Source organism: Hymenobacter lucidus (assembly GCF_020447265.1).
In the GTDB taxonomy this organism is placed as follows: Bacteria; Bacteroidota; Bacteroidia; order Cytophagales; family Hymenobacteraceae; genus Hymenobacter; species Hymenobacter lucidus.
Genome location: NZ_JAJADR010000008.1, coordinates 106,709 through 130,421, shown reverse-complemented (window position 1 = coordinate 130,421; position 23,713 = coordinate 106,709). Strand labels below are relative to the sequence as shown.

Annotated in this window: 24 protein-coding genes; 9 read left to right on the top strand and 15 right to left on the bottom strand. The window is 58.7% G+C overall.

Translation table 11 applies throughout. The annotated features are described in order from the left end of the window. Window positions 1-128 precede the first annotated feature (128 nt). From LGH74_RS21470 to LGH74_RS21460, 3 genes are all read left to right on the top strand, one after another. Window positions 129-647, top strand: coding sequence for an acyl-CoA thioesterase (locus tag LGH74_RS21470; RefSeq protein ID WP_226179601.1), 519 nt, complete (start codon window positions 129-131; stop codon window positions 645-647). A gap of 78 nt (window positions 648-725) precedes the next feature. Next, window positions 726-1,559 (top strand): hypothetical protein, encoded by an 834-nt coding sequence (locus tag LGH74_RS21465; RefSeq protein WP_226179621.1) that lies wholly within the window; start codon window positions 726-728, stop codon window positions 1,557-1,559. 37 nt (window positions 1,560-1,596) lie between these two features. Beyond that, window positions 1,597-2,700 (top strand): DUF4932 domain-containing protein, encoded by a 1,104-nt coding sequence (locus LGH74_RS21460; RefSeq protein ID WP_226179617.1) that lies wholly within the window; start codon window positions 1,597-1,599, stop codon window positions 2,698-2,700. A 242-nt stretch (window positions 2,701-2,942) separates the two neighbouring features. Here LGH74_RS21460 and LGH74_RS21455 read toward each other — a convergent pair whose 3' ends face one another. The 6 genes from LGH74_RS21455 to LGH74_RS21430 all read right to left on the bottom strand — a co-directional run bounded on the left by LGH74_RS21455 (window position 2,943) and on the right by LGH74_RS21430 (window position 8,461). Next, window positions 2,943-4,079 (bottom strand): TlpA disulfide reductase family protein, encoded by a 1,137-nt coding sequence (locus tag LGH74_RS21455; RefSeq protein ID WP_226179599.1) that lies wholly within the window; start codon window positions 4,077-4,079, stop codon window positions 2,943-2,945. Window positions 4,080-4,222: 143 nt separating this feature from the next. Then, window positions 4,223-5,680 (bottom strand): Asp-tRNA(Asn)/Glu-tRNA(Gln) amidotransferase subunit GatB, encoded by a 1,458-nt coding sequence (gatB, locus tag LGH74_RS21450; RefSeq protein ID WP_226179597.1) that lies wholly within the window; start codon window positions 5,678-5,680, stop codon window positions 4,223-4,225. 110 nt (window positions 5,681-5,790) lie between these two features. Beyond that, on the bottom strand, window positions 5,791-6,525 hold the full coding sequence (locus LGH74_RS21445) for an energy transducer TonB (protein ID WP_226179595.1): 735 nt from the start codon (window positions 6,523-6,525) through the stop codon (window positions 5,791-5,793). A 149-nt stretch (window positions 6,526-6,674) separates the two neighbouring features. Beyond that, window positions 6,675-6,923 carry a hypothetical protein gene (locus LGH74_RS21440; RefSeq protein ID WP_226179593.1) on the bottom strand — a complete coding sequence of 83 codons (249 nt, stop codon included), beginning with the start codon at window positions 6,921-6,923 and terminating at the stop codon, window positions 6,675-6,677. Window positions 6,924-7,050: 127 nt separating this feature from the next. Beyond that, the gene (locus LGH74_RS21435) at window positions 7,051-7,725 is read right to left on the bottom strand and encodes a toxin-antitoxin system YwqK family antitoxin (protein ID WP_226179591.1); all 675 of its coding nucleotides are present in this window, start codon (window positions 7,723-7,725) and stop codon (window positions 7,051-7,053) included. 244 nt (window positions 7,726-7,969) lie between these two features. Beyond that, window positions 7,970-8,461: a toxin-antitoxin system YwqK family antitoxin gene (locus LGH74_RS21430; RefSeq protein WP_226179589.1), complete on the bottom strand. Its 492-nt coding sequence runs from the start codon at window positions 8,459-8,461 to the stop codon at window positions 7,970-7,972. A 664-nt stretch (window positions 8,462-9,125) separates the two neighbouring features. Between LGH74_RS21430 and LGH74_RS21425 the strand changes: the two genes are divergently transcribed. Next, complete coding sequence (locus LGH74_RS21425; RefSeq protein WP_226179587.1) at window positions 9,126-10,205, top strand: LLM class flavin-dependent oxidoreductase; 1,080 nt, start codon at window positions 9,126-9,128, stop codon at window positions 10,203-10,205. Window positions 10,206-10,331: 126 nt separating this feature from the next. Here the strand turns inward: LGH74_RS21425 and alaS are convergent, their stop codons facing one another. After that, on the bottom strand, window positions 10,332-13,016 hold the full coding sequence (gene alaS / locus LGH74_RS21420) for an alanine--tRNA ligase (RefSeq protein ID WP_226179585.1): 2,685 nt from the start codon (window positions 13,014-13,016) through the stop codon (window positions 10,332-10,334). A gap of 340 nt (window positions 13,017-13,356) precedes the next feature. Here alaS and LGH74_RS21415 point away from each other — a divergent pair, with 340 nt between their 5' ends. The 4 genes from LGH74_RS21415 (at window position 13,357) to LGH74_RS21400 (ending at window position 16,269) form a co-directional block, all read left to right on the top strand. Next, window positions 13,357-13,716 (top strand): MerR family transcriptional regulator, encoded by a 360-nt coding sequence (locus LGH74_RS21415; protein WP_226179583.1) that lies wholly within the window; start codon window positions 13,357-13,359, stop codon window positions 13,714-13,716. 203 nt (window positions 13,717-13,919) lie between these two features. Beyond that, window positions 13,920-14,183 carry a hypothetical protein gene (locus tag LGH74_RS21410; protein ID WP_226179581.1) on the top strand — a complete coding sequence of 88 codons (264 nt, stop codon included), beginning with the start codon at window positions 13,920-13,922 and terminating at the stop codon, window positions 14,181-14,183. An 18-nt stretch (window positions 14,184-14,201) separates the two neighbouring features. After that, on the top strand, window positions 14,202-15,332 hold the full coding sequence (dprA, locus tag LGH74_RS21405) for a DNA-processing protein DprA (protein WP_226179580.1): 1,131 nt from the start codon (window positions 14,202-14,204) through the stop codon (window positions 15,330-15,332). A gap of 124 nt (window positions 15,333-15,456) precedes the next feature. After that, a complete protein-coding gene (locus tag LGH74_RS21400; RefSeq protein ID WP_226179615.1) occupies window positions 15,457-16,269 on the top strand; it encodes an aminotransferase class IV in 813 nt (270 codons plus the stop codon). Here LGH74_RS21400 and LGH74_RS21395 read toward each other — a convergent pair. The 8 genes from LGH74_RS21395 to LGH74_RS21360 form a co-directional block, all read right to left on the bottom strand. Then, on the bottom strand, window positions 16,266-16,469 hold the full coding sequence (locus tag LGH74_RS21395) for a hypothetical protein (RefSeq protein WP_226179578.1): 204 nt from the start codon (window positions 16,467-16,469) through the stop codon (window positions 16,266-16,268). The genes LGH74_RS21400 and LGH74_RS21395 overlap by 4 nt on opposite strands. Window positions 16,470-16,782: 313 nt before the next feature. Continuing rightward, window positions 16,783-17,085 (bottom strand): hypothetical protein, encoded by a 303-nt coding sequence (locus LGH74_RS21390; protein ID WP_226179576.1) that lies wholly within the window; start codon window positions 17,083-17,085, stop codon window positions 16,783-16,785. A gap of 3 nt (window positions 17,086-17,088) precedes the next feature. Beyond that, window positions 17,089-17,883, bottom strand: coding sequence for a thymidylate synthase (locus LGH74_RS21385; RefSeq protein ID WP_226179574.1), 795 nt, complete (start codon window positions 17,881-17,883; stop codon window positions 17,089-17,091). 32 nt (window positions 17,884-17,915) lie between these two features. Continuing rightward, the gene (locus LGH74_RS21380) at window positions 17,916-18,386 is read right to left on the bottom strand and encodes a nuclear transport factor 2 family protein (RefSeq protein ID WP_226179572.1); all 471 of its coding nucleotides are present in this window, start codon (window positions 18,384-18,386) and stop codon (window positions 17,916-17,918) included. 224 nt (window positions 18,387-18,610) lie between these two features. After that, window positions 18,611-19,726: a type I restriction endonuclease gene (locus LGH74_RS21375; protein WP_226179570.1), complete on the bottom strand. Its 1,116-nt coding sequence runs from the start codon at window positions 19,724-19,726 to the stop codon at window positions 18,611-18,613. Window positions 19,727-19,854: 128 nt separating this feature from the next. Continuing rightward, window positions 19,855-20,124 carry a hypothetical protein gene (locus tag LGH74_RS21370; RefSeq protein WP_226179568.1) on the bottom strand — a complete coding sequence of 90 codons (270 nt, stop codon included), beginning with the start codon at window positions 20,122-20,124 and terminating at the stop codon, window positions 19,855-19,857. Between the two features lie 49 nt (window positions 20,125-20,173). Further along, complete coding sequence (locus tag LGH74_RS21365; RefSeq protein ID WP_226179566.1) at window positions 20,174-20,851, bottom strand: hypothetical protein; 678 nt, start codon at window positions 20,849-20,851, stop codon at window positions 20,174-20,176. A 74-nt stretch (window positions 20,852-20,925) separates the two neighbouring features. Beyond that, window positions 20,926-21,147, bottom strand: coding sequence for a hypothetical protein (locus LGH74_RS21360; protein ID WP_226179564.1), 222 nt, complete (start codon window positions 21,145-21,147; stop codon window positions 20,926-20,928). Between the two features lie 159 nt (window positions 21,148-21,306). On the opposite strand from LGH74_RS21360, the gene LGH74_RS21355 reads away from it, so the two are divergent. Beyond that, window positions 21,307-23,607: an efflux RND transporter permease subunit gene (locus tag LGH74_RS21355; RefSeq protein WP_226179562.1), complete on the top strand. Its 2,301-nt coding sequence runs from the start codon at window positions 21,307-21,309 to the stop codon at window positions 23,605-23,607. Window positions 23,608-23,713: the final 106 nt, after the last annotated feature.

Here is a 23,713-nt window from a genome sequence, read left to right as displayed (position 1 = left end):
GCAGGCTCGACAGGATGTTCTTTTAAGTCTCTGCACGCGCCCTAATTATTAATTCCTAATTATTAATTCCGCCGCCTGGTGGCGCTACCTTTGCGGCTGCTTAATTTTTTCCAGAAACGTCCTGCCTGATGCGCAAACAGAAGCCCGTTAAAGAGTCTTTCGTGATTATGACCGAATTGGTGCTGCCCAACGACACCAATACGCTCAACAACCTGATGGGAGGCCGCATGATGCACCTGATGGACATTGCCGCAGCCATTGCGGCGCAAAAGCATTCCAACCGCATCGTGGTAACGGCCTCGGTTGATAACGTCTCGTTCCGGGAGCCAATCCGGCTAGGCAACGTGGTGACGCTGCAGGCCCAGGTGACGCGCTCCTTCAGCTCCAGCATGGAAGTGCACATCGACGTGTGGACCGAGGACATTCCGAGCGGCACCAAAATCAAGAGCAACGAAGCCTTCTACACCTTCGTGGCCGTGGATCAGTCGGGCCGCCCCATCGACGTGCCCGAGGCCGTAGCCGAAACCGAGGAGGAAATTCGCCTCTACGACGGAGCCCTGCGGCGGCGGCAGCTGCGCCTAGTGCTGGCCGGCCGCATGCAGCCCCAGGATGCCAGTGAGCTGAAAGCCCTTTTCAACATGGAATAGTCAGGCGTTGCGGGCCGTTGCGTAACTTAGCCAGTAGCGAATTTCGCATCGGCCCGTCACCCTTATCGAACAGCACTTATGGAGCAGGCATCCCTGGCGTTTTTCCAGAGCTTCTACACCAACGTCTCGTTGTATGTAGTACCCGAGCCGCACGTCGCGGAGCAAGCTGCTTCGGCGTCGCAGCCAGTGTCAGCTGCTGAATCGGGGCAAGTACCGGTAGCAGTGACGCCAACTCCGGCGGCGGTAGTGGCCGCTCCTGCCGTCAGTGCGGCGCCTACCCCACCGCCAGTTCTTCAGCCAGCCGCAGCAGCTTCGGTGCCACCAGTTACGGCGGCCGTTCCACCGGCTGCCCCAATGCCTGCCGGGGCCGGTAAGCTCCCGTCGTTGGGGGCGCTGCCGTTGCCGCCCGCCGTGCGCCCGGCCGTGGCTCCGGCGGTTTCCGTCGCGCCCCCCGCTACTCCGGCCCCAGCCTCGCCGACCGATGGTCCGCCGCCGCGCACGGCCCCGCCGCTGAGCGCTACGCCCTATTCCACGCTGGGCAGCAATGCCAACGGTTTGGTGATTCTGGTGCGCATGGACCCGGTGCGCTTCCAGCGTCTGCCCCGCAACGTGTTTCTCAACAACCTGCTCAAGGCCATTCGCCTCGTGATGGAAGATGTGGTGCTGATCAACGTGGAGTCGCACCTGCCCGTGGAGCTCAAAACCATCCGGCAGCAGCTGGCCGCCAAGCAGATTATCGGCTTTGGCAAAAACCTGCTGGACGTGGCCATTCGCACCACCCAGCTCTACGAGCCGGTGCTGCTGGCCGGCGACGCCGGCTACCTGCCTGCTGCCGAAATCGAGTTGATTGAAGAAGATAACAGCCGCAAAAAGCTGCTCTGGCAGGCTATGCAGCGCATGTTTTTGAGTTAAGACTAAGCTGATTCCCAACTCAGCCTTATTGACTACCATGCCCCGCTTCCGGTTTTATTTGCTGCTGACGCTGCTCTGGAGTGCTACCCCATTGCAAGTGTGGGCCCAGAGCGCCCAAATCACGGTAGAATCGGACCTAGGCGTTGAGCTGGTTAATGCGTTGGTTGTCCAGATTTCGCCCGAGTTTCTCCCCGATTCGGCGGCGGCCCCAGCCCTGTTTCGCACTACGCGGCTGATGCGGGCCAGCTACACCCATTTCGCGCCGTTTCGGCAACATGCGGCCGTGCGACGCACGCAGTGGCTGTCGGATAAGATCGGGACGGGCGTGTATCTGCTGCCGCTGTTCTACGAAGGGTTTCCCCGTCCCCGCCGGGTTACGCCCGTCTCCCCGCCGATTCTGGCCGCCATTCACCCCAATGCCGACTCGGCCGCCCGCATTGCCGACGCCTATATGCTGCTCGTAGGCAGGTTTTACCGCGACGCTAGGTTTGCGCGCTTTCAGCGGCACCAGCGGCCGGTATATGAACAGGCTATTGCCGAAGTCCGGCGCAACCTACCCCCGGCCAGCTTCATTCAGACCATGGAAGCCTATTACGGGGGGCAAAAAGCCGCTTATCGTCTTATTGTCAACCCTTTTTTCAAGTCGGAATGGGGAATGGCCTGGCAGGTATCCCACGCCGATGGGCTGACCGCGGTGCAGATTGCGGCTCCTTCGGGCGAGCAAACCCTGATGCGCGGGCGGGTTACGGCGGCGGGCTTCGACAACGCCGAAGCCGTGCGCAACCTGTCGGTGCACGAGTTCGGGCACACCTTCGTCAACCCACTAACTTCTTTACCGGTTTTTGCACCGGGCATTGCGGCCCACGCGGCGCTGTTTCGGCCCATTCCGGGCCAACTGCAGTACCGCGACTGGGAAACCTCGTTCAACGAGCACCTGGTGCGGGCCGGCGAAATCCGGATTGCGCAAGCCCTGGACCGGGACGATGTGAGCCGCCAGCTGCGCGCCGCCTACGCCGACTGGATGTATCTGCCCTTCTTTGAGGCCCAGCTGCAACGCTACGAAGCCGACCGGCAGCGCTACCCTACGCTTGAATCGTTTTTGCCCGTTCTCATTGCCGCCCTGCCCGAGCTGGCTCGCTAGGGCTGGCTTTGGGCTGAGTTTTCCTATCTGTCATCCGGCGTACGCGCCGTGAAGAACCTTCCTCGCCTGTGTAACAAAGCCCATTCAAGATAAAAAGCCCTTTACCGCCGCGGCAGTAAAGGGCTTTTTGGTAAAAGGTAGTGGCGTGCTGCGCAGAGGACGGATTGACGCCGCTTAGCGCGGAATGCCATTCTTCCTCGCAATGATAGGCGAAAAACAGCCTACCAACCCACTCTAGGCGCCTACTTCAGCACCGAGGCCAGCTTGGCTTCTAGGGCGTCGCCGCGCAGGTTTTTGGCTACGATGCGGCCCTGGGGGTCGAGCAGGATGGACAGCGGAATGGACTTCACGCCGTAGGTCTGGCCGGCGGCGCTCTCCCAGCCGCGCAGATCCGATACGTGGGTCCAGGTGAGGCCGTCGTTCTGGATGGCTTTGAGCCATTTCTCACGGTCCTGGTCGAAGGAAACGCTGTAAATCTCGAAGCCCTTGCCCTTGAACTTGTTGTAGGCCCGCACCACATTGGGGTTTTCCTTGCGGCAGGGGCCGCACCACGAGGCCCAAAAGTCGATGAGCACGTACTTGCCGCGCAACGACGTCAGCGCCACCGCATTGCCATCGGGCGCAGGCAGGCTAATTTCTGGGGCGGCCGAGCCCACGGCCGTGGCCCGCAGCGGGTCGAGCTTGGCAGCCAGGGCCTTGGTGTAGCGCGAGTCGGGCATCGTCTTCTTAAACTGGGTCGACATGGAGTCGATGAAGGCGAACTGCTCCTCGGTGTTCAGCAGGTTGCCCACGGCGAAGGCCGACACCACCGAGTTGGGGTTCTGGCGAATCAGTTGCTTAAGCACGGCCGTATTGTGGGCCTGGGCGGCGTAGAACTTCGCTTCGATGAGCTTCATCGAGTCCGACTGGCCGGCCTGGGCGCTGTTGTTGTAGCGCATTTCCAGCATGGCCATATCGTGCTTCGACTGCGTCATGGCTTTGCCCAGTTGCTGCAGGGTTTCCGAGTCGCGGGAGCCTTTCACCACATAGCCGTCGGTGAGTTTTTTAGCGTCGCCGGAGAGCTGGATACTGCTCTTGTTATCGAGGGCCAGCAGCACCTGGTTGGCATCGTTGAGCTTTACCTGGTAGAGGCCGGCTTCCGGCACGGTGCCTTTCAGCGTAAAGCCGCCCTGAGCGTCGGTAGTGGCCGTATCGCGCGACACAAACTGAGTTTCGCCCAGCTCGGCCAGATACACCTTCGTGCCGGCCGGGGCGTTGGTCAGCTGCCCGCTGATCTGGTAGCCGGCTCCAGCGGCGGCGCTGCCCGTGGTCGGCGTCGTCGATTTGCTGCAGGCATTGGCCATTCCCAATACGGTGGTTACCAGAAGGATGCTTTTCATTTTCTCAATCATTCTTAGTTACGCTATGAGCAGCGGGCCGAAGCCAGGCCGCCATTTGTGAAAAGAAGCAACCGGCGGCCCGTTTGGTTCAGCTGTAAGCCATAACCAACGACGGAAACCGCCCGGCAATGCGCATCCGGATGCTAGGCATCGAGTTTTTGGCGCAGAAGCTGGTTGGCCAGCTTGGGGTCGGCTTTGCCGCCGGTGAGCTTCATCAGCTCGCCCATAAACATGCCGGTCAGGCTCTTTTTGCCGCCGCGGTACTCTTCCACCTTGGCCGGGTTGGCGTCCAATACCTGCTGAATCATGGCTTCCAACGCCCCAGCATCCGACTGCTGCAACAGGCCCTGAGCCTCGGCCGCAGCGGCAGCCGTCTGGGTTGGGTGGTCGAGCAAGTAGGGGAATAACTGCTTGGCAGCTACCGAGTGACCTACCTTGTTCTCATCAATGAGTTGAATGATGTCGGCTAGGTGCTGGGGCTGCAGCGGGAAGTCGGCCAGCGTCAAAGCCCGCTCGTTCAGGAACGACTTCACGGGGCCTTGTACCCAGTTGGCGGCGGCTTTGGCGTTGGGCGTCAGGCGCGACAATTCATCAAAGAACAGCGCCACTTCCTTCTGGTCGGTGAGCACCGAGGCGTCGTAGTCCGAGAGGCCCAGCTCGCCGGTGAAGCGGGCGTAGAGCTGCTGGGGCAGCGCCGGCAGCGAAGCCTGCACCTCGTGCAGCCAGGCATCGTCGATGACGAGCGGCGGCAGGTCGGGCTCGGGGAAGTAGCGGTAGTCGTTCAGGGTTTCCTTCGAGCGCTGCCCGTTGGTAGTGCCCGTGGCGGCGTCAAAGCCGCGGGTTTCGCTGTCGAGCGTACCACCGGCTTCCAGGATTTCAATCTGCCGCTCGATTTCATATTCGATGGCCCGCTGCACGTTGCGGAAGGAGTTCATGTTTTTGACCTCCACCTTCACGCCGAACTTATCGGCCCCCTTGAGCATCACCGAAATGTTGGCGTCGCAGCGCAGCGAGCCTTCTTCCATGTTGCCGTCGCACACGCCCAGGTACACCACCAGCTTCTTGATTTCACTCAGGTAAGCATAGGCTTCGTCGGCATTGCGGATGTCGGGCTCACTCACGATTTCAATGAGCGGCACACCGGCGCGGTTCAGATCCACGAGCGTTTCCACTTCCCCGGCCAGGTGCATCGATTTGCCCGCGTCTTCCTCCATGTGAATGCGCGTCACGCCGATGTTCTTGGTCGTGCCGTCGGCCAGGCGAATCGGGACGGTACCGGCCGTGCAGATCGGGGTTTTGTCCTGGGTTATCTGGTAGCCCTTGGGCAGGTCGGGGTAGAAGTAGTTTTTGCGCGCAAACAGGTTGTCGCGGGTGATGTGGCAGTTGGTGGCCAGGCCCATTTTCATGGCGTACTCCACGGCCGTGCGGTTTACCTTGGGCAAGGTGCCGGGGTGGCCCAGCGTAATTACCGACAGGTTATTATTGGGCAGGGCACCGTATTCGTTTTCATCCGAAGAGTACATCTTGCTCTGGGTGAGCAGCTGGGCGTGTACTTCGAGGCCGATTACGGGCTGGTATTTGGCTTTTATTGCTTCGTCCATATCAATCAGATTGAGCCGTTGGGGCGGGTAGGGCCGCAATGCGGGTGCTAAGTTACTTGCTGCCGCGGTTTTTATGCGCCAACCCTGCCCGACATCCCGTTATTTTGGCGCTACTTAATCTGAAATGTGATGGGTATGACGTAGACTACCTCTACCGGTTCGCAGTCTACGTAGCTGATTCGCCATTTCTTCAAGCGCCGGACGGCAGCCACGGCTTCTCCATTCAGTTCCGGGGAAGCAGACTCAATAACCCGGATGTTTAAGATCTCGCCGAAACGGTTTACAAGGAATCCGACTTTGACTACCCCTTCAATGCCCAGTTTAAGGGCTTTCGGGGGGAAATGAACATAGGTACTTTGCCCGGAAGTTTCCACCATCGGCGGGCAAACCGTTTGCCGGGCCAGCGTGTCGCAGTGTATGGCCTGGCCATCCGCGCCAAAGCAGCTCCGGATCTGGTACTTGCCATCGGCGAATTGCTCATGGCGCTTCAACCGGCCACCCGGGTAATACTCAAAGGTTTCCTCTTGCTTCTTGCTAGCCTGGTACTGTGTCCGCCGCTTTACCGAGCCGTCGTCGTAGTACACCACCGTTTCCCTGTCGCGCTGCCGGAGGCGGATGTTAGAGAAGAAAGCCTGCTGCCGCACCTTTTGCGGGGCGAAATACACCCGCTCCACGGCCCGCACACTATCAATATACTTGGTTTCCACGGCCCAGGCCGCGCCAGTAGCGGTCGGCAGGCGACGATTCTGCTGGTCGTAGTACACCATTGTTTTCGTGCCGGCTTTCTGCCCCAGCAAGTGCAACGGCAGGAGCAACAGATAAAAAAAGAGGATATTCCGAGGCATGGCAGCGGCTTGTTTGGCAACCTGTGTCAATCAGCCTTTATAACGAGCTTCCGTGCACTTTCCAATATTCCAACCCGACAAAAAAACCGGTCCGGAAATGCTTCCGGCCCGGTTCGGCTATAACCATTGAGGCTGTGCGGTTGGTTTTGCTAGTCGTTGAAGACCGGAATGTAGGTGGCCTGGAAGGTATTGCCGGCGCGGTTGTAGGCTTCCAGCAGCTTGCTGTTCTGCTTGTTGTAGGCTGCAATGTAGCCGTTGAAGGCATCCGCATCCACTTTGGTCAGGTGGTCCTTCTGCTCAATCAGCTCGGCCATTTTCTTGAACTGGTTGGCGCTCCAAATAACGTAGAGCGTGGCGTAGTCGCGGTACTGGGTGTCTTTGCCACGAAAGACCGGCACGGCGTCCGGTTCGGCTAGACGCTTATCGATTTCCAGTTGCACTCGCGCCGCCCACTCCTACTACCCCGTTTTTTGCCTGGGCCCCGGCCGGTCTTGGTGTATGGCTCAGTCGAGGCGAAACGCTGCTTTATGGTTTCACCCTGAGAATAGGGCTACTCTCGCCCCGGGGCGACAGAATGTGGTCCGGCTTTGAATGTGAATTGGGGGGCATATAGGCCGGTGGCGGCTCCGTTAGTGGTTTTGCCATAGACGCCGGACCACTGGCTCTGGCATTGGCGCTGGTTATGGCCGCCAGTTCCTGTAGCTGGTAATCGAGGCAGGATATAACGGCACCGGTACTGGTGTAGCACTGCTCCTGGTCCAGCTTGCCCTGCGTGTAGGTTGCCTCATATTGCAGAGTGCCATCGGCGTAGTATCTTTTTAACCCACCCTGCAGCTTATCACCCACATACTCCTCCCGCGACATCAGCTGGCCGCTTTGGTACCAGATGGTCAGCACGCCGTGCCGGAGCTTGCTTGGCACGTGGGCATAGGGAATGGCCATCCATAGCTGCCCCGTGGGATAATACCTCCGCTCGGTGCCGCTGACACTGTCGCGCATCGTTATCTGGCTACGGAATATGGCTGCTTTTCTGGTAAATGCCTCTTCTCCAACCCCAGCGAAATAAGTCACCCGGGTCCGATTCTGCCGCACCTGCTCCTGGGCGTTATCTATCGGCAGGGCTTGCTTGCCCGCCTGGGCCCGTACGCTGGCCGGCAGCAGAACCAGAAGACTGGCAACGAAGTAGCAGTGCTTTCTCATGGGTAACGGCCAATTGAGCGGGGTTGAATTGGAACAAGGCTTACTCGAAACACTGCTACTATTTCGGCGGTGGGCAAGCAGGCCACATAAGACACACAAACTTGTTAGTCAGACAGACTAGGCAGATTAGCCACCCGGCAGCCCGCTCCAACGCACAAGCGGTGGCTCCCGGCGCATTTGACCGGAACCACCGCTTATTTTAGGGCCTATGCTTGCTGCGCGCTTGCGGTCCGTAGAGGCTTCGCTAGCGGTAGTCTCTAATAACTGATGTGGAACCAGGGCTCATTGGCTGAATTGCGTCGCCCCGCATCATGGGCTGAGCCTGGGGCACAAACCTGGTATCTACTTGTGGCGGCACCAGCAGAGGAGTTGGTACCAACGTGGCCGGAGCGTGGGAGTAACTGGTCGACGCTGTCGAGCCGGAGGCGGGACGGGTCAGATTAGAATTGTAGAAGGGCAGCGCTTTGCCCCCGCGCGTAAACCGGTTGCCGCCCTGCCATACTCCGTACGCGAATGTTGCTTCCTGCTCTAATTTCCCGTTTGGGAAGTATATTCGGTAAAAGCCATGACGCTCTCCGGCATGAAACTCCACTTCGGACTTCAGCTTGCCATTCTCGTACCAAGTCGACGAAATTCCCTCCTGCAAACGGGTTGCAACCCGGGCGTAAGAAATACTCAGGAACAGCTTACCCGAGGCGTAGTAGACTCGTTCCGTGCCGCTGATACTATCGTGCATGGTCGTCTGGCTATGGTACTCCGCATTCTTCGGATCAGATACTCTCCTCCCATTAGCGTCATAGTACTCAATAGGCTTTGGGTACTGCCACGCCTGCTTGCTTTCGTGCATAACGGGCAAAGCCTCTTTGGCCGCATTAGTCTGCGCCTGAGCCAAGGCCGGAAGTAGCCCTACTAAGGCTGCCACTACACTATACTGCCTTTTCATACCCTATGTGATGAGTTGTTTTATCTTCTTTAAAATAAGTCACTACGGAGTGCTTTGGAAAGCTACCCAAATTATCCGCATTTTTTGTCAGTGGGTGACTATTTCCACAACAATTCGGCGGTAATGTACTCGGCTCCCCGTGCTGCACCGCAGGCCAGGCATAAGCTGCGGAGCTTGGTTAGTTGCTCAGAGTTGTAAAGTACGCGTAGGGGGCGCCTAGAGGATGGAAAATGGAATGATAAGCGGGCAGAATTCATCGGGTGCGTCCTTGTCGAGTGACCAAGGCCAACAACCAAATACCCTATATATCAAATAGTTAAACCACTGGCCAATAATTAACAACAAGAAAACATCTGAAAACAATGTATATACATACATTGTATCCTACCTTTCATAATCGTGCCTCGGATGAAGTATTAGACGAGGCTCAGCTTCATTCTTCAACTACTCTTCAAGTATGGAAATTGGTATTGATAGTTTCGCGGCGGCCCTGCTCGACAACGGCACGGGCAAAACGCCCAGCGGTGTAGAGGCCATGGGGCAACTGCTCGACCGGATTCAGTGGGCCGACCAGGTTGGCCTCGACGTATTTGGCATGGGCGAACACCACCGGCCCGAGTACCTGGATTCAGCCCCCGCCGTTATCCTGGCCGCAGCGGCGGCCCGCACCCAGCGCATCCGCCTGACCAGCGCCGTGACCGTGCTCAGCGCCGCCGACCCGGTCCGGGTATTTCAGGAGTACGCCACGCTGGATTTGATTTCGCAGGGCCGGGCCGAAATGGTCGTGGGCCGCGGCTCCTCCATCGAGGCCTTCCCCCTGTTCGGCTTCGACCTCGACGATTACGACGCTCTGTTCGCCGAAAAGCTGGATTTGCTGCTCACGGTGCGCGAGCAGGAGCGCGTGCGGTGGTCGGGCAAGTTCCGCCCCGCCCTGACGGGCCAGGGCGTGTACCCGCGCCCCGTGCAGGCCCAGCTGCCCATCTGGCTGGGTGTGGGCGGCACCCCGCAGTCCTTCGCACGGGCCGGCACGCTGGGCCTGCCGCTGATGGTAGCCATTATCGGCGGCGACACCCACCGGTTCCGCCCCTTGGTTGACCTGTACCGAGAAGCCGGCCGCCGGGCCGGGCACACGCCCGAGCAGCTCAAAGTGGGCCTCCACTCGCTGGGCTACGTGGCCGAAACCACGGAGCAGGCCCGGGAGGAATTTTTCCCGGGCTACGCCCGCACCTTCAGCAGCCGGGCCCGGGAGCGGGGTGGCGCGCCCGTCACCAGGGCCCACTTTGATGCCCAGGCCGGCCCGCTGGGCGCGCTGCTGGTAGGCAGCCCCGAGGAAGTAGCCGCCAAAATTCTGCGCCACGGCGAGGCTCTGGGTGGCATTTCCCGCGTCACGTTTCAGCAGGACGTGGCCACGCTGCCCCACGCCCGCATCATGCGCTCCATCGAGCTACTGGGCACCCGGGTGGCCCCGCTACTGCGCGCCAGCAGTTCAACTAACTCAACTAACACGCCTGGTAGCCTGGAAGCGCCAGCTCAGTAGCGGTAGCCGCATAGTGGGCCGCTATGCGCTAGCCCCTACACAAGTCAGCCCCTCGCCGCGGAGTACCGCGCGCGAGGGGCTGATGATTTTTCGTACCCACTGACCCTACCGTCAGCCGGCGCCGGGCTAGGCCAATTGCTGGCTCACCAGGGCTTCGGCCTTGCTGATGGCCGCGGCCAGACCAGCCGCGTTTTTGCCGCCGGCCGTAGCGAAGAACGGCTGTCCGCCGCCGCCGCCCTGGATTTCCTTGGCCAACTCCCGCACCAGCGTGGAGGCGTTGAGCTTGCCGGCTTTGGCCAGTTCGTCGTCGAGCATCACGGCCAGCTGGGGCTTGCCCTCAATGTCGGCGCCGAGCACCAACACCAGATTATCTACAGTCTGGCGCAGCTGGTAGGCCAGGGTTTTCAGGCCGTCGGCGCTGCTTACCTGCACCTGGGCGGCCAGGAAGTTGACACCGCCAAGCGGCTTGACCCGGGCCGCCAGCTGGTCTTTCTGCTGGCTCAGGCTTTGCTGCTCAAACTGCTCTAGCTGCTTGCGCAGGGCGGCAATTTCCTCGGTCTGCTTCTGAATGCCGGGCAGCAAATGCTGAGGGTTGCCGAGGGCCTCGCGCACCTGGGCCAGCAGGTCGAGCTGCTGATCCACATAGGCTTCGGCGGTTTCGCCGGTCACGGCCTCGATGCGGCGCACGCCGGCACCCACGGCGCTTTCGGAGGTGATTTTGAAGAAGCCGATTTCGCCGGTACCCCGCACGTGAGTGCCGCCGCAGAGCTCCACAGAGTAGTCTTTGTCGAAGGTAATGACGCGCACGAACTCGCCGTACTTCTCGCCGAACAAAGCCATAGCGCCCAGGTTTTTGGCCTCGGCAATGGGCACGTTGCGGCGCTCATCGAGGGGAATCTGCTGACGGATGCGCTGGTTGACGAGGCGCTCAATCTCGCGCAGCTGCTCGTCCGTCACTTTGGTAAAGTGGGAAAAGTCGAAGCGCAGGAGCTTCTCGTTCACCAACGAGCCTTTCTGCTGGACGTGGCTGCCAATCACCTCGCGCAACGCCGCTTGCAGCAAGTGCGTGGCCGTGTGGTTTTTGCGGATCAGCTCCCGGCGGGCATGGTCGATTTTGGCGGAGAAGTCGGCGTCCAGGTCCTGGGGCAAATCCAGCACGGTGTGCACAATCAGGTCGTTTTCCTTCTTGGTGTCAATGACGCGCACCTTCGAAAGCGGCGAAACCAGGTAGCCTGTGTCGCCGATCTGCCCGCCCGACTCGGCGTAGAACGGGGTCTGGTCGAGCACGACCTGGTACTCGGTTTTGCCCTTTGCGGTGGTTTTGCGGTAGCGCAGAATCTTGGCCGGGGCCTCGTCGAGGTCATAGCCCACGAAGGCCGGCTGCTCCTCGGATTCTAGCACCACGGTCCAGTCACTCTGCTCGGTTTCCTGGGCGTTGCGGCTGCGGCTCTTCTGCTGCTCCAGCTCCTTTTTGAAGCCTTCCTCATCCACGGTCAGGCCCTTTTCGCGGGCAATTAGGGCCGTCAGGTCGAGCGGAAAGCCGAAGGTATCGGACAATTCAAAGGCGGTTTTGCCGTCGATGCGGTTGCCGTTCTGCCGGGCGGTTTCCTCCAGGGCGTCGAGGCGGCGCAGGCCGTTTTCGAGGGTTTTGAGGAAGGCAATTTCCTCCTCTTCCACCACGCGCTGCACGAAAGCCGTTTGCTGCTTGAGCTCGGGGAAAATGCCGGCCATCTGGTCGGCCAGCACCGGCACGAGCTTGTAGAGAAATGGCTGCTTGAAGCCCAGCGACGAAAAGGCGTAGCGCACGGCCCGGCGCAGAATCCGCCGAATCACGTAGCCGGCCTTCACGTTGGAGGGCAGCTGCCCGTCAGAAATGGCGAAGGAAATCGTGCGAATATGGTCGGCAATGACGCGAATGGCAATGTCGGTCTTCTCATTCTCGGTGGCCGGCTGGTCGTTCACGGTGGCCGGGGCCGTGCCGTGGTACTGGATACCTGCCTCAGCGGCAATGAACTGGATGAGCGGCTGGAAAACGTCGGTGTCGTAGTTCGACTTCACGCCCGACACGGCCATCATCAGCCGCTCGAAGCCCATGCCGGTGTCCACGCTCTGCTCGGGCAGCTTGATGAGGGACTTATCGGCCAGGCGCTGGAACTCCATGAACACGTTGTTCCAGATTTCGACCACCTGTGGGTGGTCGGCATTCACCAATTCCCGACCGGGCTTAGCGGCCCGCTCTTCTTCGGAGCGCAGGTCGATGTGAATTTCGGTGCAGGGGCCACAGGGGCCGGTGTCGCCCATTTCCCAGAAGTTGTCCTTCTTGTTACCGGGCAGAATCCGGTCGTCGGTGGTGTATTGGCGCCACAAATCCTGGGTTTCGGTATCGGCGGCGGTGCCGTCCTTATGGTCGCCCTCGAAATAGGTGACGTAGAGGCGGTCCTTTTCGAGCTTAAACACGTCGGTGAGCAGCTCCCAGGCCCAGGCAATGGCGTCCTTTTTAAAGTAGTCACCAAAGCTCCAGTTACCGAGCATCTCGAACATGGTGTGGTGGTAGGTGTCGTAACCTACTTCTTCCAAGTCGTTGTGCTTGCCGCTCACGCGCAGGCACTTCTGGGTATCGGCAATGCGCTTGTAGGGCGCGGGCTTGTTGCCCAGGAAGTAATCCTTGAACGGGGCCATGCCCGAGTTGATGAACAGCAGCGTGGGGTCGTCCTTCACCACAATGGGGGCCGAGGGCACAATGTGGTGGCCTTTGGAAGCGAAGAAATCGAGAAACTGCTGGCGGACGTGGCTGGCGGTGGGAAGTGACATGGCGGTAGCGCGAAGGTTAACTTCGCGAATCGTAAGGTTCTAAAAGGAAGCCGGCCCGCCGGAATTGGCAGCGGCCGGGATTTTGGCTACTTTTCGCAATTAGAATTAATTGCAAAGCTGCCGGCAAATGTAACCGACCTGCGCGGGAAAGCGAAACGGTCAGTTCTTTGCCACCTGATTTGCGCTGTTTTTGCCGTCATGATTGATCTGGCGTCCGTCATTCCGAGCTTGCCGAGGAATCTCGCGGGCTGACGTTGCCATAGCAAACTAATTAGCATGGCACGCGAGATGTCTCGCGCTGCCCGACATGACGCTCTATTTGCCCTGAATACCAATTCCCATGCCCTACAAAGACCGTGAAATCGAGAAGCAATACTTCACCATCGGCGAGGTGGCGGCCCAGTTCAACGTGGCCCCGTCGCTGATCCGCTTCTGGGAAACCGAGTTTGAGGAGCTGCGCCCGCGCAAAAGCAAGAAGGGCAACCGCCTCTACACGCCCCAGGACGTGGATATTTTCCGCACCATCTACCACCTGGTCAAGGAGCGCGGCTACACCATTCCCGGCGCGCGGGATATGCTCAAGCAGAAAGGCCCCCAGCTCAAGGAGAAAATCGACGTGATTCAGAGCCTGGAGAAGGTGCGCGGGTTTCTGGTGAATATGAAAAAGGAAATCGAGGCCATAAACAAGGCGCAGGGGTAAGTGCTACCCATTTTTCTCCTCTCATCCTGAGCTTGCAAAGGACCTGCCTCACCTACCCCACTGCCGTTTTATCAATGTGATAAAGCTCTTTACTGTAAACAGAGTCGAGGCTTTTTCACGTTGAATGAAGCTTGTTACTTATCGGAGGCAGGCCCTTCGCAAGCTCAGGATGACAGATATAATAATTCTTAACTCTATAAATTATGACTATCAACACTCGATTTTGCCGGGTCTGCGGCTTTGAAGACAACGATGAGCCCTACGGACATAACGGTGACCTGCCTTCTTTTGAATATTGTCCTTGCTGTGGTGTGCAGCATGGCTACGAAGACTGCTTACCGGAAGCAGCTGCAGCATACCGCAAAAACTGGCTGGCAACAGGAGCTACGTTTGAGATGCCTAAGTTCAGGCCAGCAAGCTGGAATCTGGCAGCACAATTACGGAATATCCCTTTAGGCTTTATGTAACCTCATTATTATCAAGCAATGTCTATTTCTACCGACGAATTACTCTTCCACGAAGTTGCCCTTACTCTCTTCCCCGGTATCGGACCGCAGCTTACGCGGCAGCTGATGAGCTACGGGGGCTCGGCCAAAAACGTGCTGATGCTGCCCCCGGGCAAGCTGCGCAAGATTCCGGGCGTGGGCCCGACCACCGTGGCCACCCTCACGGGCGCTGAGCGGGGCCTCGCGCTGAAAAAGGCCGAAGATTCGCTGCGCAAGGCCGAAAAGGACGGGGTGCAGCTACTCTTCTATACCAGCAAAACCTACCCGCGCCGCCTGAAACTTATTCCCGACGCGCCTACCTTGCTTTACTACCAAGGCACGGCCGACCTGAACCAGGACAAAACTCTGGCCATCGTGGGCACCCGCCAGGCCACCGACTACGGCCGCGACCAGACCGAGCGGCTGGTGCAGGGTCTGGTGGCGCACCGCCCGTTGGTAGTGAGCGGGCTGGCCTACGGCATCGACATTGCCGCCCACCGCGCCGCGTTGCAGGAAGGGCTGGAGACGGTGGGCGTCATGGCGACTGGTCTGGACGTCATTTATCCCCACGCCCACCGCAAAACGGCCGAGAAGATGCTGACCCAGGGCGGGCTGCTCACCGAGTTTGCCTTCGGCACCCCGCCCGACCGCTACAACTTCCCGATGCGCAACCGGATTATTGCCGGCTTGTCGGACGGTACGGTGGTGGTGGAAGCGGCCAAAAAAGGCGGGGCGCTGATAACGGCCGAAATTGCCCTGGGCTACGACCGGGACGTGTTGGCCATTCCCGGCAACCTGGGCTCGTTGGCCTCCGAAGGCTGTAACAACCTGATTAAAGCCAACAAAGCCGCGCTGTACGGGGAGCCCGCCGACCTGGAGCAGCTTCTCAACTGGGACGCGGCCCTGCACCAGAGCGGCAAGTTCCGGCCCACGCCCACCTACGATCCGGCCGACTTCACGGCTGAGGAGTTTCTGCTACTGGAAGTGCTGCTGGCCAGCAAGGAAGAGCAGATGGACAACCTGAGCTGGAAAACCCAGCTGCCGGTGAACAAAGTGGCTACCCTGCTGCTGGGCCTGGAGTTTCGGGGCGTGGTGAAGGCGCTGCCGGGCAAGAAGTTCGTGCTGGTGTAGCTGATACTGGCCTAGCTGGCAGTAGGATTCCCGACCCAATTATCCAATCAGGTGTATGGCCAACTGCACCCATTGGGTTAGTATGTTACACCACAAAATATACTCTGGCCCTACCTTGCAACTCGTGCTCCTGCTCAACAACCACCTACTGCCCACGGCCGCCCTGCCTCTGCCCAACCGTGGCCTGGGCTTCGGCGACGGTTTTTTTGAAACGCTGGTCTTTGCCGATGGCCGCCTGCGCTACGCCGCCCACCACGCCGCCCGCATGCAGCAGGCCGCCGCCGGGCTGTATCTGGAGCTACCCGGGGTGCTGGCCTCGGCCGAGGCGCTGCAGGCTACCTTGGCGCGGCTGGCAGCGGCCAATGAGCTACCCGTTGCCCGCCTCCGGGTGCAGGTCTGGCGGGCCGGCGGGGGCCGCTATACGCCCACTACCGGCTCGACCGAGTGGGTGGCCACCGCCGAGCAGTTGGTAGCCGACGACTCACCGATTCAAAAAGCCGATTTTGCCCGCGAAACTCAGGCTATTTATTCGCCCCTGAGCTTTTGCAAGGGGCCACAGGCGTGGCTTTACGTGCGGGCCGCCCACGAACGGCAGCAGCGTGGCTTGGACGAAATCATTCTGTGCAACGGAGCCGGCCACGTAGCGGAAGCCGGAGCAGCTGCGGTTTTTTGGCTGAAAAACGACGTTTTATTTACCCCAGCGCTGGCTACGGGGTGCGTGGCGGGCGTGCGGCGGGCGCATTTGCTGCGCGTGGCCCGGCAGCATGAGGTACCTTGCCAAGAAGGACTATTTGGGGCGGAAGATATTTTGGGGGCCGAAGCCGTATTTACGGCCAATGTAGCAGCCGTGCGCCCGGTGTTGCAACTGGGCGCGGCGCAATTTGCCACCGAGCATCCGTTGCTGGCGGCGCTACTGGCCTGGGAGCAGGCCGGTTAGCGGTTGGGCGACAGGCTGCGGCACCGCAGCCGCAGCCAGCTTTCCTCAAACTCGGCGAGGTCGGCTTCCGTCACGTCGTTGACGCGCAGGATTGCCGCTCGGTTCTGCTCACAGTCCTCCAGGGCATAAAGCGCAATCCAGGCGCGGTGCTTGCGGGGCAGCAGGGGTAATTCGAGGGCGGACACGAGGGTGGTAGGCAAGGATAATTGGGAGGCGGAATAACGCAATGCATACGCAATCTACAGCCTTTTGGATTTTATGAATACAATTGAATTTTATTAAAACGTAAACTACCCTATAAAATTCCCCTTGCCTTAGAAATTTGCTAAATCTATCAAGTTAAGACCACAAAAACTTGATATGTCGGCAGTTGAAATTCATTGAAATCAGGTCATAGCGTCAATAACACAGCCAGTATCCTGGAAATTTATTTTTTCAAACGGAAGCACTGGAATGAATAAATCCAAAAATATAAATACAACGTCCGATTGACTAAAAGACAGACTGCGCTTGCTACAGTGCGTAGCGCGTGAAAAGCCAGACGGCCAGGGCCAGCAATGGAAGCACCAGCACTACGGCCGTGGCGTATTGCATGAACAGCACTGTGGCCTGCCAGCCAGCTTGATGGATAACGGCCAGCGGGTGCCGCTGCCACACCTGCTTAAAACCAGCCTGCAAGCGCCCCGCCCACCACAGACACACCAGCCCCAGGGCGAGCAACGGGCCGTAGAAAATCATTTTCACGAGCCAGCCCAGCATGCCCAATAGTGCGTTTACCAGGGCTTCACCCACCATTTCCGCCAGGAATTCCAGCATGAGCTACACCGCTACCGGGGCTTTTATGGCGGGGTGCGGGTCGTAGTTTTCCAGCTGGAAGTCCTCGTAGTGGAAGCTGAAGATGTCTTTTACCTCGGGGTTGAGGCGCATCTGGGGCAAGGGACGCGGCTCGCGGGTGAGCTGCAGACGAGCCTGCTCGAGGTGGTTGGAATACAGGTGCGTATCACCGCCGGTCCAGATAAACTCGCCGGGCTGCAGGCCGGTTACCTGGGCCATCATGAGCGTGAGCAGGGCGTAGCTGGCAATATTGAAGGGCACGCCCAGAAAGACGTCGGCGGAGCGCTGGTAGAGCTGGCAGCTAAGCTTGCCATCGGCCACGTAGAACTGAAACAGGGCGTGGCAGGGCATCAGGTGCATCTGGTCCAGCTCGGCCACATTCCAGGCTGACACAAGGATACGGCGCGAGTCAGGCGAGGTGGTGAGTTGGCGCACGACTTCGGCAATCTGGTCGATGTGGGAGCCGTCGGGGCGGGGCCAGTTGCGCCACTGCTTGCCGTAGACGGGCCCTAGGTCGCCGTTTTCGTCGGCCCACTCGTCCCAGATGCGCACGCCGTTTTCCTTGAGGTACTGAATGTTGGTGTCGCCCTGCAAAAACCACAGCAGCTCGTGGATGATGCTTTTGAGGTGGATTTTCTTGGTGGTCACCAGCGGGAAGCCCTGCTGCAGATCGAAGCGCATCTGGTGGCCGAAAATGCTGAGCGTGCCGGTGCCGGTGCGGTCGGTTTTCTGGGTGCCGTGGTCGAGAATGTGGCTAACGAGGTCGAGATACTGCTGCATGGCGCGAAAGTACGAACCTGGCCGGAAACGCGTCAGGATTTGCGCGGCGCGGGCAGCACGGCGGCCTGGGCCTGCACGGCCTGCCAGCGGCCCTTCACCCGCACGTACACGTCGGAGTAGCGCAGGCGCACGGCGAAGGGCTGGCCCAGCCAGGTGCCGGTTTGTAGAAACCAGCCGGTGAGAATGGCCGTGTCCTTGCCGTATTGCCGCACCCGCACGTCCTCGCTCTGGAACGGATTGACAACCGAGTTGGGGTTGGCAACGGCCAGCAGCATGGTTTTGCGGTCATTCACGCTGCCGTCGGCGGCAATGTAGAGGAAATCGGGGGCGAGCAGGCCGCTGATAAAGGCCGTGTCGCGGCGCACGATGGCCTCGTTCCAGCGCCGCTCCAGTTGCAGCAGCTTCTGGGCCACTTTGGGGTCGGGCGGCCGGGGCGTGGGGCGCTGGGCCTCGGCAGCAAGTGGCAGCAGGAAACTAAGCAGAAGGAAGCTGATGGTGCGCATGGGGGTTCGTTCTGGTGGGCGCCTCACCCCCCGGCCCCCTCTCCGAAAAAGAGAGGGGGAGCCAGACGAAAGGCACTGGGTTTTGCAGTTCGGGCAGCTTTGTCCACGGCAGAGAAACCGTGCTTTCGCCGTTCAATTTACATAATGCTCAGAGTGGCAAACGAAATAACAACGAAAAAGCCGCCTGTATAGGCGGCCTTTTCTGTCCCAGATTTGCACGAAACTTAAGCAGCCGGTGCTTCTACCGTTTTAGTTTCGTGGCGCTGCACGGCGGCTCTTATTCGGGGAGCGAAGCCGTACAGATCATCCAACGAGGTGATGTCAACTCTTTCGCCACCTTCGACATCAAACAGGGTAATGTACTTTTTGCTGCCGTTGAAATGGAGTCGGCAGATGGGCTTGCGGTTATTGTCATCCAACAGAATTCCGCAGTACGATTGTACATCCCGCATTATGACGCGGTTGACGGCGACAGTTTTACGCAGAATTGCCCGCACAATCATAAAGCCTTCCGTTTCCTCTACGGTCGTTTCGATGTCTTTGTCCTTTGTGTCTGCGTCCAGACCAACGGTGGGCTCGGTGACTGGCATTGGCGGTAAATCATTTACCAATGGTCCTTGTCCGCTCGTATCAACCATTGCCGACCGCAGGCGCATGGCTATTTTATCGTTTAGAAACTGTTGAAACGACCGATGTACCAGAATGCTGAACTGCTCTTTCAGCTTTGGGGTCAACATGCCATCATAAATCTGCTTCGATACGAAATGGATAAAATCCGACGAGGGATGGGCGAATTGTTCGTCGAAATACTTTTTGAAGGCCCGCATGTATTTCAGGTTGTAGGCCGCAAACAGCATATCATCGATGTTAAACGTGAGCTTGCTGAGCTTCTTGATTTCCGCCACATCGTTCTCGTGGAAATTGAATAAATCAAATTCCATGAAGGGCCGCTCATCCATCTTGTTCGGCTGCTCCAGGTCGGTAAACAGCTTGTAGCTAATACCGTTGGTCAGAATAGCAATCCGGGCTTCGGTCACGTGAAAGTAGCGAAACAGCTGACTGGCATGGTTGATATTCAGGTCGCCGCCCACGTGCTTACACTCAATCAGAATAATCGGTTTTCCATCCCGCACAATGGCATAATCAATCTTCTCCCCTTTCTTGGTGCCGATATCCGAGACAAATTCCGGCACTACTTCCGTGGGGTCGAACACGTTGTAGCCAAGGGCATTGATAAACGGCATAACCAGCGCGTTTTTCGTAGCCTCCTCCGTCTGGATGTGAGAAATTTGCTTTTGCGCCCTTGACGCCAGATTGGTAAGCTGATCAATAAGATCCATAGACGTTTTGTAATTGGGTAAGAGGATTTTGCATTCTCTAAATGTAATCTTCTATTCCAGACTATAACACAAAAAGCCACCCGTAACGGTGGCTTTTTAAATAGGCATTGCTCAAGAAACTTGGATTGCTACTTTTCAGCTTTTCCCAGCAGCGCGTCTTTGGCCACGGCCAGCGCCAGGGCCAGGAAAAGGCAGACCGGGGCCGCTACTTTATAGATTGTCAGCCGCAGGCATAAATCGTGGCCGGTAATCGTGGAAATGCACTCGTTCGGGCCATCCGTTTCGTATTTCAGGCTAACCAGTACATCCAGCGCGGCCAGAAAGCAATAGGCCGTAGCCAGGCCGAACAGCACCACGAGGCCCGTTATCAACCTTGATTTTTGCCGGGAAGTAACCATACCGTAATTCGTGGTGATGAGCAGTAATGAGCTTGCAAAATAGCTGACGCTATACTTTAGCTTCTTTTTTAGACTTGGAGAATCGTCGAATCAGGAAGATAACAAGTGCCAGCAGCCCCCCATAAACAACCAAGCGGCCCATTAATTTCCCTATTGCATAAGCTGGCCCATGCGTTCCGGGCTCGGCATAGGCCGTTTTTCGAGCACTGGTCTGAAAGGAGTTGAAAAAACGGTCCTGGTCTGCCACTGCTGCTTGGTCAACGTTTACACTCGTGACAAAATTTTGAATAAACAGAGTGCCATCCACCAGAATAATACGCATAAACAGCGTTTGGGGAATATCCGTCTGAAGTGCGGTGTTGAACTGCGCTTCTAGACCAACAAAGCCATTCTTCTCGAATGGCCGCTTTGCCACCAGCTGCGCATCCGCCAACTGGCTCATGGCTCCTTCTAGCACACTATCATAGAATTTCTGCTGGTCTGCCAATTCGGGGTCAGAGTCAAAGGCATCCTTCTGCGCCGTTACTATGTACGTGTTGTTCCCACTTCTGACGTTGTACGTCTGCTGCCCCTGCACTTCCTTTTTCTCAGCAGGCTCCGGAAACGCAACCGTTGTTGACCCGTTGAGCTTGACTTTTTGCCATTGTTGCTCCTGCGCGTGGGCGCCTGGCTGGTTTGCAAGCAATAGCAGAATCAGAAAGAAAGTCAACTGTATCGTACGCATCATTTACTTGAAAAGACAGTAAAAAAGCCGCCCGTGGGGCGGCTTTTTTACTCAGATTATATTTTTTTACAGCTTGTCTACAGCGACTTGCTCACGGGCGTCGCGGCGGCCGGGGTAGTTTCAGCGGGCTTTACCGAGGCGGTTTTCGCGCCTTTCTTCATGCAGCAGCTGGCCGTGCCTTTCTCGGCCATCGAGCACGATTTCGAGGCTTTCTTGCCTTTCTTTTCGTCTTTGCCATCGTGGGCGGAGGCGGTGCCGGCGAAGGCCAGCAGGGTGAGGGCGAGCAGGACGTTTTTCATGGGACAGATATCTAAGAAGTGAGGAAACAAAACGCGGCGGGGCTTGGTTGGCTTCCCGGTGCCTCTAAAGTACAAAAGCGGCGGCAAAGTTCGACGCCGGCGGAGGCAGCTTTTTCCTGATGCCGCCGCGGCCCGCCCGCAGTGGCCCTAGCTCCCCGAATGCCGCTTCGCAAACTCAGTTACCTCACCCTGCTCGCCCTGGCCCTAGTTTCGGCCGTGAGCCTGTATTTCGTGGCCCAGCTGCGCTTCAACTACAATTTCAACGACTTCTACCCCGCCGGCGACCCGGACCTCGACTACTACCAGCAGTATTCGGCCCGCTACGGCAACGACAACGACTACGTGCTGCTGGGCCTGGAAGCGCCGGCCGGCCACTCGGTGTTTGAGCCCCGGTTTCTGACCAAGGTCGATTCGCTGACGCGCTTTATCCAGCAGCGCCGCTACGTGGTGCAGGTCACCTCGCTCACCAACGCCACCAACCCCGTCGTGGAAGGCTTCGGGGTGTTCAACGTGCCGTATCTGCACCCGCAGGAGCCCGCAAGGCGCGCCCAGGACTCGACGCTGCTCTACCGCACGCCGGGGATGGTGGGCAACCTCATAGCCCGCGACGCCCGGGCCGTGACCATCCTGTTTCAGACCGCGCCCAACCTGAGCAAGCCGCCCGGCGACTCGCTGCTGGCGGCCGTGCGCACCGAGCTGGCCCGGCAGGGCATTGCCGAAAACGAGTACCACATGGCCGGCAAGATGGTGGCCCAGTCGGTGTTCGTGGATCGGCTGCAGTGGGAGCTGGTCGTGTTTATGAGCTTGTCGGTGGTGCTGGTCACGGTGCTGCTCTGGTTCACGTTCCGGACGTGGTGGGGCGTGGTGCTGCCGCTGGTGGTAGTGCTGGGGGCCATTTTGTGGGGCCTAGGGCTGATGAGTGCCTGCGGGGTCAGCATCGATTTGATGACGGCTTTGCTGCCCATTATGCTCTTCGTGGTGGGCATGTCCGATACCATCCACATCATCACGCGCTACAGCACCGAGTTGGGCTACGGCACGGGCAAAAAGGCGGCCCTGCTCATCACGCTCAAGGAATCGGGCTTCGGCTCGGGCTTGTCGGCCCTGACGACCAGCATCGGCTTTTTCACGCTGATGACCAGCACCATCCGGCCGATTTACAACTTCGGGCTCTTCACCGGCATTGCCGTGCTGCTCACCTTCGCGCTGTCGTTTACGCTGCTGCCGGCCATGCTCATGCTCCTGCCCAAGCCCCAGCTGCGCATCCCGAAGGCCGAGGGCCACAGCTGGGACGGGGTTTTGGGCCGCATGTTTCGCACGGTGCTGGCCCACCGGCGGCTGGTGGTGGGCCTTTCAGCCCTTATTCTGATTGGCTCGGTGGCCTCGGCCTCGCGCATCCGCATCAACTCGTCGTTGCTCGATGATCTGTCGAAAAACGACCCGGTGAAGCTGGATTTCGTGTTTTTCGAAAAGAACTTCGCCGGCGTGCGGCCCTTCGAACTGGCCCTGCAGCCGGCCGGCGGCCGGAGCATGTACGATTTGCAGGTGCTGCGCGAAACCGAGGAAATTGAGTTGTATCTACAAAAATCCTATGGCCTGAACTTCGTGGCCTCGCCCGTTACCATCATCAAATCGGTGCGTAAGGCCCTGAACGGCGGGCTGCTGGAGGAATACCGCCTCCCCGATTCCGAGGCTGAGCTTAGCCAGCTGGTGCGTCGGGTGAAGCTGTTTCGCAAGAAGGCCGAGTTCCGGGCCCTGGTGCTGCCCGATGCCTCCGCTGGCCGCCTCACCGGCCGCATGCCCGACGTGGGCAGCATCCGGGCCGATGCGCTGAACGACGGGCTACGGCAGTTTTTGCAGCAGCGCACCGACCCCAACGTGCTGACGACGCGGCTGACCGGCTCGGCCAACCTCATCGACAAAAACAACGAAAATCTGACCCTGAACATGATTACGGGCATGAGCATCGACATCGTGATGGTCACGCTCATCGTGCTCTTCCTCTTCCGCAGCCTGCGCATGACCATCGTGGTGCTCATTCCCAACCTGGTGCCGATTCTGATTGTGGCCGGCGTGATGGGCCTGGCGGGCGTGAGTATGAAGGTGAGCACCAGCATCATTTTCACCATTGCCTTCGGTATTGCCGTCGACGACACGATTCACTTTATCAGCAAGCTCAAGCTGACCTTGCTCCACGAGCGGAGCCTGTTTAAAGCCGTGCGCAAAACCTACCTGATGGCCGGCAAAGCGGTTATCGTCACGTCCCTGATTCTGGTCGGCGGCTTCAGCACGCTCATCTTCTCCTCCTTCGACGGCACGTTCTACGTGGGCCTGCTCATCGGCCTCACCCTGCTCTTCGGCGTAGTCGCCGAGCTGACGCTGCTGCCCATCCTGATTCTGTACTTCTACAAGCACAAGCCCAAGGAAATCCGCCAGCCCGTGCCGCTGCTCACGGAATAGTTTTGTATTGTGCGCAGGTGGTTGACTGTGCTAAAACCGCGTCATTGCGAGCAAAGCGCGGCCATCCATCCGCTGAAATGGGCCGAGCGTACTTAAGTGAAAAGCC

Coding starts and splice junctions, on each gene's coding strand:
- LGH74_RS21370 (WP_226179568.1), bottom strand. CDS start 20,124: ATGGTTACTTCCCGGCAAAAATCAAGGTTGATAACGGGCCTCGTGGTG.
- gatB (WP_226179597.1), bottom strand. CDS start 5,680: ATGGACGAAGCAATAAAAGCCAAATACCAGCCCGTAATCGGCCTCGAA.
- LGH74_RS21465 (WP_226179621.1), top strand. CDS start 726: ATGGAGCAGGCATCCCTGGCGTTTTTCCAGAGCTTCTACACCAACGTC.
- LGH74_RS21425 (WP_226179587.1), top strand. CDS start 9,126: ATGGAAATTGGTATTGATAGTTTCGCGGCGGCCCTGCTCGACAACGGC.
- LGH74_RS21385 (WP_226179574.1), bottom strand. CDS start 17,883: ATGCAGCAGTATCTCGACCTCGTTAGCCACATTCTCGACCACGGCACC.
- LGH74_RS21355 (WP_226179562.1), top strand. CDS start 21,307: ATGCCGCTTCGCAAACTCAGTTACCTCACCCTGCTCGCCCTGGCCCTA.
- LGH74_RS21470 (WP_226179601.1), top strand. CDS start 129: ATGCGCAAACAGAAGCCCGTTAAAGAGTCTTTCGTGATTATGACCGAA.
- LGH74_RS21365 (WP_226179566.1), bottom strand. CDS start 20,851: ATGATGCGTACGATACAGTTGACTTTCTTTCTGATTCTGCTATTGCTT.
- dprA (WP_226179580.1), top strand. CDS start 14,202: ATGTCTATTTCTACCGACGAATTACTCTTCCACGAAGTTGCCCTTACT.
- LGH74_RS21375 (WP_226179570.1), bottom strand. CDS start 19,726: ATGGATCTTATTGATCAGCTTACCAATCTGGCGTCAAGGGCGCAAAAG.
- LGH74_RS21360 (WP_226179564.1), bottom strand. CDS start 21,147: ATGAAAAACGTCCTGCTCGCCCTCACCCTGCTGGCCTTCGCCGGCACC.
- LGH74_RS21410 (WP_226179581.1), top strand. CDS start 13,920: ATGACTATCAACACTCGATTTTGCCGGGTCTGCGGCTTTGAAGACAAC.
- LGH74_RS21415 (WP_226179583.1), top strand. CDS start 13,357: ATGCCCTACAAAGACCGTGAAATCGAGAAGCAATACTTCACCATCGGC.
- alaS (WP_226179585.1), bottom strand. CDS start 13,016: ATGTCACTTCCCACCGCCAGCCACGTCCGCCAGCAGTTTCTCGATTTC.
- LGH74_RS21430 (WP_226179589.1), bottom strand. CDS start 8,461: ATGCACGATAGTATCAGCGGCACGGAACGAGTCTACTACGCCTCGGGT.
- LGH74_RS21390 (WP_226179576.1), bottom strand. CDS start 17,085: ATGCTGGAATTCCTGGCGGAAATGGTGGGTGAAGCCCTGGTAAACGCA.
- LGH74_RS21380 (WP_226179572.1), bottom strand. CDS start 18,386: ATGCGCACCATCAGCTTCCTTCTGCTTAGTTTCCTGCTGCCACTTGCT.
- LGH74_RS21460 (WP_226179617.1), top strand. CDS start 1,597: ATGCCCCGCTTCCGGTTTTATTTGCTGCTGACGCTGCTCTGGAGTGCT.
- LGH74_RS21455 (WP_226179599.1), bottom strand. CDS start 4,079: ATGAAAAGCATCCTTCTGGTAACCACCGTATTGGGAATGGCCAATGCC.
- LGH74_RS21435 (WP_226179591.1), bottom strand. CDS start 7,725: ATGAGAAAGCACTGCTACTTCGTTGCCAGTCTTCTGGTTCTGCTGCCG.
- LGH74_RS21445 (WP_226179595.1), bottom strand. CDS start 6,525: ATGCCTCGGAATATCCTCTTTTTTTATCTGTTGCTCCTGCCGTTGCAC.